We start from the raw sequence: 5,228 nt of genomic DNA, 5'->3' as shown, positions 1-5,228 counted from the left end.
CGCTACATGGCCGAGATGCGAGCGGCGATGTTGCGCATGAAGCCGTTCATCAGCGCGCCCATCAGCGGCAGGAAGACCAGCAGCGACACGAAGATCGCCACGATCTTCGGCGCATAGACCAGGGTCTGCTCCTGAATTTGTGTTAGGGCCTGGAAGAGGCCGATGGCCACGCCGACGATCAGCCCGACGATGAGCACTGGGGCGCACAGCTGGATGGTCAGCCAGATGGCGTCGCGGCCGACATCCAGAACCTCGGCGCCGTTCATGGGGGACCTCTCATCAAGCGTACTGCTGAGTCCCGCCAGGGTCCGCTATCATGGTTAACGAAGGGCTAAATGGTTAACGGCGAGGGACGGATGAGCGCAGCGCGCGACTTGCGCGTTAGAGAGGGAGTTCGTCAGGAGATGCCCATGAAGATGCTCATGCTGACCGGCTGCGCCGCGCTCGCCCTCGGCCTTGCCTCCCCTGCCCTGGCGCAGGAGAGCACGTCGGCCGATTTCAAGAACACCCAGGGGCAGACGATCGGCAAGGCGACCCTCACCGCGGCGCCGAAAGGCGTGCTGCTGCGCATCGAGGTAACGGGCCTGACCCCCGGCTGGCACGGCCTGCACTTCCATGAAAAGGCCGACTGCTCGAAGTCGGACTTCACCAGCGCCGGCGCCCACACCCGCCATGGCGACGCCAAGGGCGTCCACGGCCTGCTGAACCCCGCCGCCAACGAAACCGGCGACCTGCCCAACCTCCACGCCGACAGTCAGGGGAATGGCGCGGCCGAGGTGTTCACCAGCCTGACGACCCTCGCCGCGCTCAAGGACGCCGACGGCTCATCCGTCCTGATCCACGCCAAGGCCGACGATCACACGACCCAGCCGATCGGGGGTGCCGGCGATCGGGTGGCCTGCGCGGCGGTGCGCTAGATCGGCATCCGCATGATTTCCTGGTAGGCGCTGATCACCTGGTCGCGGACGGCCATCACCGTCTCCAGGCTAGCCTCGGCGGCGGAGATGGCGGTGACCACGTCGACCAGCTCGGCCTTGCCGGCCACCTGCGCCGCCATCTGGCCTTCGGCGTGCTTGGAAGCCTGCACCGCGTCGGTCATCGCCGACTTCAGGATGTCGCCGAAGCTGCCGACCTGCCCGGCCCCGCCGGCCGAGTCGAGGCCGGAGGTCTTCTGGGTGGCGGCGTAGGCCTTGGCGGCGGCGATCGCGCTGATCATTCAGACCGCTCCTAGCGCTTCAGCAGGTCGAGGGTGCGCATCTCCATGGCGCGCGCCGTCTCGATGACGTTGAGGTTGGCCTCGTAGGCGCGCTGCGCCTCCTTCATGTCGAGCGCCTCGACCAGCGAGTCGACGTTCGGCAGCTTCACATAGCCCTGCGCGTCCGCGCCCGGCGCGCCAGGATCGTACTCGGTGCGGAACGGCTTCTGGTCAGGCTGCACGCCGGCCATCTTCACGCCGGTCGCGCCGGCGACCTTGGCCGGCTCGAATACCGGCGCCTGGCGACGGTAGGGATCGCCGCCGGGCGTGCGGGCGGTCGAGTTGGCGTTCGCCAGGTTCTCGGCGATCACCCGCATGCGCGACTGCTGGGCGCGCATGGCGGAAGCCGCCACGGCCTGGGCGACGCCCGCCAAAGACCTCGTATCGGCCATCGCCTAAACTCCGATCACACGCGGCCCGGCGGCCGGCTGGCCATCCGCAGGAGGCCCAGGGATTTCTGGTAGAACCCGATCGCGGCTTCGTAATTCATCCGCGCGTCGGTCATCTTGAGCATCTCCTCCTCGAGCGACACGCCGTTGCCGTCGAGGGTCGTCTCCACCACCTCAGCCTTGCGGTCACGGAAGGCGCCGCCTCCCGGACGTCGCGCGCTGGGCGACATCATATGGCCGGCCTGGGTCACAGCCTGGGCGCCGGTCATCGCCAGGCCGCCGGCCTGGGCCGCCTTGACCTGGAAGCTGAAGGGCTGCAGGTCGCGCGGCCGGAAGCCCGGAGTTTCGGAGTTGGCGACGTTCTGGGCGATCAGCTTCTGCCGCTCAGAGGTGTAGCCGAGCCGGCTACGCAGCATGGCGAACAGCGGGATGTCGGCCAGGTTCATAGCGGAGAAGGTGAAGAAACAGGGTTAATCAGCGATTAACTGACTCAGGGCGGTATGCGGCGGACGAACCCTTAACCAGCAGAAGCTGCATGGATTTCACCGCTCTCCTGAAGGCCGTCTTCGCGCTCGCCCTGACGCTCGGCCTGATCGGTCTCGGCGCGGTGGCGCTTCGCCGCTTCGGTCCCGACGCCCTCGCCCGCCTCAGCCAGCCGAAGAAGCTCCGGCGTCTGGCGGTGACCGAGAGCCTCGTCCTCGATCCTACCCGTCGGCTGGTGCTGGTCTCCTGCGACGGCCAGGAGATGTTGCTGCTCCTCGGCGAAGGCCGGGTCCTGGCCGAAGGCGTGCCGCCGAGGGACGCCGCATGATGAGCCTCGTCAAAGCGATCCGCGCCCTCCCGCTGGAGGATTGGCGCCGCGCCCTGGCGCTGGCGGCGCTGACGACCCTGGGCTTCCTCATCTTCCCCGCCGCTGCGGCGGCTCAGGCCCTGAACATCGACCTCGGCACGGGCGCCGGCCTGACCGAGCGCGTGGTGCAGCTGATCGGGCTGCTGACCGTCCTGTCGCTGGCCCCGTCCATCGTCATCATGACCACATCCTTCGTGCGGATCGTGGTCGTGCTGTCGCTGCTGCGCACCGCGCTTGGGCTGCAACAGAGCCCGCCCAACGCGGTGATCGTCTCCCTGGCCCTGTTCCTGACCTCGATCGTGATGGGCCCGACCATCCAGCAGTCCTACGAGGACGGGATCAAGCCGCTGCTCGACCAGCAGATGGAGCTGCCCGCCGCCTTCGACGCCGCCGGCGGGCCGGTGAAGACCTTCATGCTGTCCCAGGTCGACCGCGACGACCTCGCTCTGTTCGTCCGCCTGTCGAAGATCCCGCGCCCGGCGACGGTGCAGGAGACGCCGATCCGCGTCGTCACTCCCGCCTTCATGATCAGCGAGCTGAAGCGCGCCTTCGAGATCGGCTTCCTGCTGTTCGTCCCCTTCTTGGTGATCGACCTGGTCGTCGCCAGCGTGCTGATGAGCATGGGGATGATGATGCTGCCCCCCGTCGTGATCAGCTTGCCGTTCAAGCTGATCTTCTTCGTCCTCGTGGACGGCTGGCGACTGGTCTGCGGCAGTCTCGTCGAGAGTTTCCAGCGCGGCGCCGGCGGGGGGTAGGGTCTTTTTCTCCCTTCGTGGGAGATGGACTTAAGCCGCCTTCGGAGCCTTCGGGGCCTGCGCCTGTTTGGCCGGCGTCGGTTTCACCGCGGCCGGCTTGAACTTGGCCTTCATCCGCGACACCCAGCCGGCGAACACCTCGTTGTCGGCGGTCACGCGACCGAAGTCGGCGACGCTGAGGCGGCCGTCCGGCACGCCGGTCAGCGCCACCCGCAGGGCCTCGGGGTTCCGCGCCTGGTCGTAGAAGCCCTTGTACTGGCTCTCGAGCCGGGCCAGGGCCGCGCCGTCGCCGGCCAGGCTGTAGGCGACCCCGGCGCGCAGCAGCCTGCCCTCTTCCTCGCTGGTCAGCGGGTCGGCCTTCTTCCAGCGATCGCCCAGGGCGCGCTCGAACAGCGGGCCGGCCGCCGCCCAGTCCTTCTGCTTCCAACGGATTTCGGCACGCAGGTCCTGGGCCTCGCGGCTCGCATCGCGCTCGATGATCTCCAGCGCCGAGTCATAGCGGCCGACGCCGCTCCATGCCCGGGCCTCGATCAGCCGCCGCTCGGCCATCAGCGCGCTGGGCAGCAGGGTCGTGCGAGACGAGTTGATCGCCTGCAGCGCGGCCTCGGGCTTGCGGTCCATAAGGTAGATCAGCGCCAGGTCCGTCGACACCTGAGCGCGCGGCACGCCGTCTAGGCGGTTCTCGGCCTGGTACTTGAGAAGCTCGCCAGCCTGCGACAGCAGGTCGACGTCCACGAGGCGGCGGACCAGCCGCCGGACCATCAGGTCGCCGTCGGCCCCGATGGGCGTCAGTTCCTTGAAGTCGTAGAACAGCGCCAGCGCCTGCACCGGCTCCAGCCCGTCCGCCAGGCCGTCGAGGAACAGGCCGCGGAAGGCCGCGGCGAGATCGGCCTGCAGTTGCAACGCCTCGGGAAGGTCCGGCAGGCGAAGGCCCGCCGAGCGCAGCGCCTCGAGCGCCTCGCGGTAGCGGCCTTGCGACAGGTAGAGCTGCCCCAGCGCGCGGATCGTCTCCAGCTCGGTGGCGTCGCCGCGCCAGCGATAGCGCAGGCCGTCGAACACCTGCGCCGCCTGGACCGCGTTGACCTGGCTGGTCTCCAGTTGGATCTGGGTGGCGCGCAGCAGGGCCGGCGAGGCCAGCCCTTCCATCGGCGCGCGGGCGACGGCCTGGTAGATGCGAAGCGCCTTGGCCTTGTGGCCCTGCATCTCCACAAGGCGGGCCTGCACCAGGCGGGTGGCGAGCTCTTCCAGGGAGTCGGTCTTCTCGGACAGCGCCAGACGGATGCGCGCCTCCGCCCCGACGAGGTCGCCCAGCGCCAGGGCGGCCTGGGCGTCGGCGCGAGCGAAGCGCGCCTTCCACAGTGCTGGGAACTGGGCGAACGCCTCGGCGCCCTTGGCGAACTGGGTCCGGGTCTCCGGCCAATGCGCCTGCTGGGCGGCGATGTAGCTGCGCCACAGGGCAGCCGACGGGTCCTCCGCCAGCACCGGCGCGGAGAAGTCCGCCTCCGCTTCCTTGTAGCGGCGGGCCATAACCCGGGCGACGCCGCGCAGCCCGCGGAATTCGGAGTCTTCCAGCAGCTGAGGCTGCCGGCGGGCGGCGGCGTTCAGCACGCCGATCGCCTCGAACGAAAGTTCCGAGCCGACCAGGAACCGGGCCAGAGCCATCTGCGCGGCGTTCGGCGCCGCCTTGTCGCGATTGGCCGCCTCCGCCGTCGCGGCCGACAGCAGGCTGTTGTAGCGGGCGAGGAAGCCGCTCTCGCCGACCTTGGCCCAGTCGGGGTCGATCAGGCCCGGCATGGCGGCGCGGCGCGGAATGCCAAGAGCTTCGGACTCGCGCTCGCGGGCCGCCCAGGCCGGCGACAGGGTCAGGCCCGCCTCGCGGCCAATCCGGACGATGTCGCCATCGCGCGAGACGTCGAGATCCTCGACGTGGCTCTCGACAGCCAAGCCCTGGACAGAGCCCAGCAGCGCCATCTGCACGA

Annotated in this window: 8 protein-coding genes; 3 read left to right on the top strand and 5 right to left on the bottom strand. The window is 69.2% G+C overall.

The genetic code is table 11. The annotated features are described in order from the left end of the window. Positions 1-2: 2 nt before the first annotated feature. Positions 3-266 carry a flagellar biosynthesis protein FliQ gene (gene fliQ, locus ACILRF_RS14220; RefSeq protein WP_395674004.1) on the bottom strand — a complete coding sequence of 88 codons (264 nt, stop codon included), beginning with the start codon at positions 264-266 and terminating at the stop codon, positions 3-5. A 150-nt stretch (positions 267-416) separates the two neighbouring features. Between fliQ and ACILRF_RS14215 the strand changes: the two genes are divergently transcribed. Next, positions 417-917, top strand: a complete 501-nt coding sequence (locus ACILRF_RS14215) for a superoxide dismutase family protein (protein WP_395674006.1) — start codon at positions 417-419, stop codon at positions 915-917. Here the strand turns inward: ACILRF_RS14215 and fliE are convergent. The 3 genes from fliE to flgB are packed head-to-tail and all read right to left on the bottom strand — an operon-like array spanning position 914 to position 2,090. Next, positions 914-1,216, bottom strand: a complete 303-nt coding sequence (gene fliE, locus ACILRF_RS14210; RefSeq protein WP_395674002.1) for a flagellar hook-basal body complex protein FliE — start codon at positions 1,214-1,216, stop codon at positions 914-916. The genes ACILRF_RS14215 and fliE overlap by 4 nt on opposite strands. 11 nt (positions 1,217-1,227) lie before the next feature. After that, positions 1,228-1,647 (bottom strand): flagellar basal body rod protein FlgC, encoded by a 420-nt coding sequence (flgC, locus tag ACILRF_RS14205; protein ID WP_395674000.1) that lies wholly within the window; start codon positions 1,645-1,647, stop codon positions 1,228-1,230. Between the two features lie 14 nt (positions 1,648-1,661). Then, positions 1,662-2,090, bottom strand: a complete 429-nt coding sequence (gene flgB / locus ACILRF_RS14200) for a flagellar basal body rod protein FlgB (protein WP_395673998.1) — start codon at positions 2,088-2,090, stop codon at positions 1,662-1,664. 89 nt (positions 2,091-2,179) lie between these two features. Here flgB and ACILRF_RS14195 point away from each other — a divergent pair, with 89 nt between their 5' ends. Both ACILRF_RS14195 and fliP read left to right on the top strand, forming a co-directional pair. After that, a complete protein-coding gene (locus ACILRF_RS14195; RefSeq protein ID WP_395673996.1) occupies positions 2,180-2,455 on the top strand; it encodes a hypothetical protein in 276 nt (91 codons plus the stop codon). After that, on the top strand, positions 2,455-3,249 hold the full coding sequence (fliP, locus tag ACILRF_RS14190) for a flagellar type III secretion system pore protein FliP (RefSeq protein ID WP_395673994.1): 795 nt from the start codon (positions 2,455-2,457) through the stop codon (positions 3,247-3,249). The genes ACILRF_RS14195 and fliP overlap by 1 nt, the downstream gene beginning before the upstream one ends. Before the next feature lie 30 nt (positions 3,250-3,279). On the opposite strand, the gene ACILRF_RS14185 is transcribed toward fliP, so the two are convergent. Further along, the coding region (locus ACILRF_RS14185; RefSeq protein WP_395673992.1) for an endoglucanase at positions 3,280-5,228 on the bottom strand (1,949 nt) is incomplete at its 5' end.

The organism is Phenylobacterium sp. (genome assembly GCF_044236515.1).
Classification (GTDB): Bacteria; Pseudomonadota; Alphaproteobacteria; order Caulobacterales; family Caulobacteraceae; genus Phenylobacterium.
Note: the sequence above shows the minus strand (reverse complement) of the source record. Positions and strands in the feature narration are given on the sequence as shown.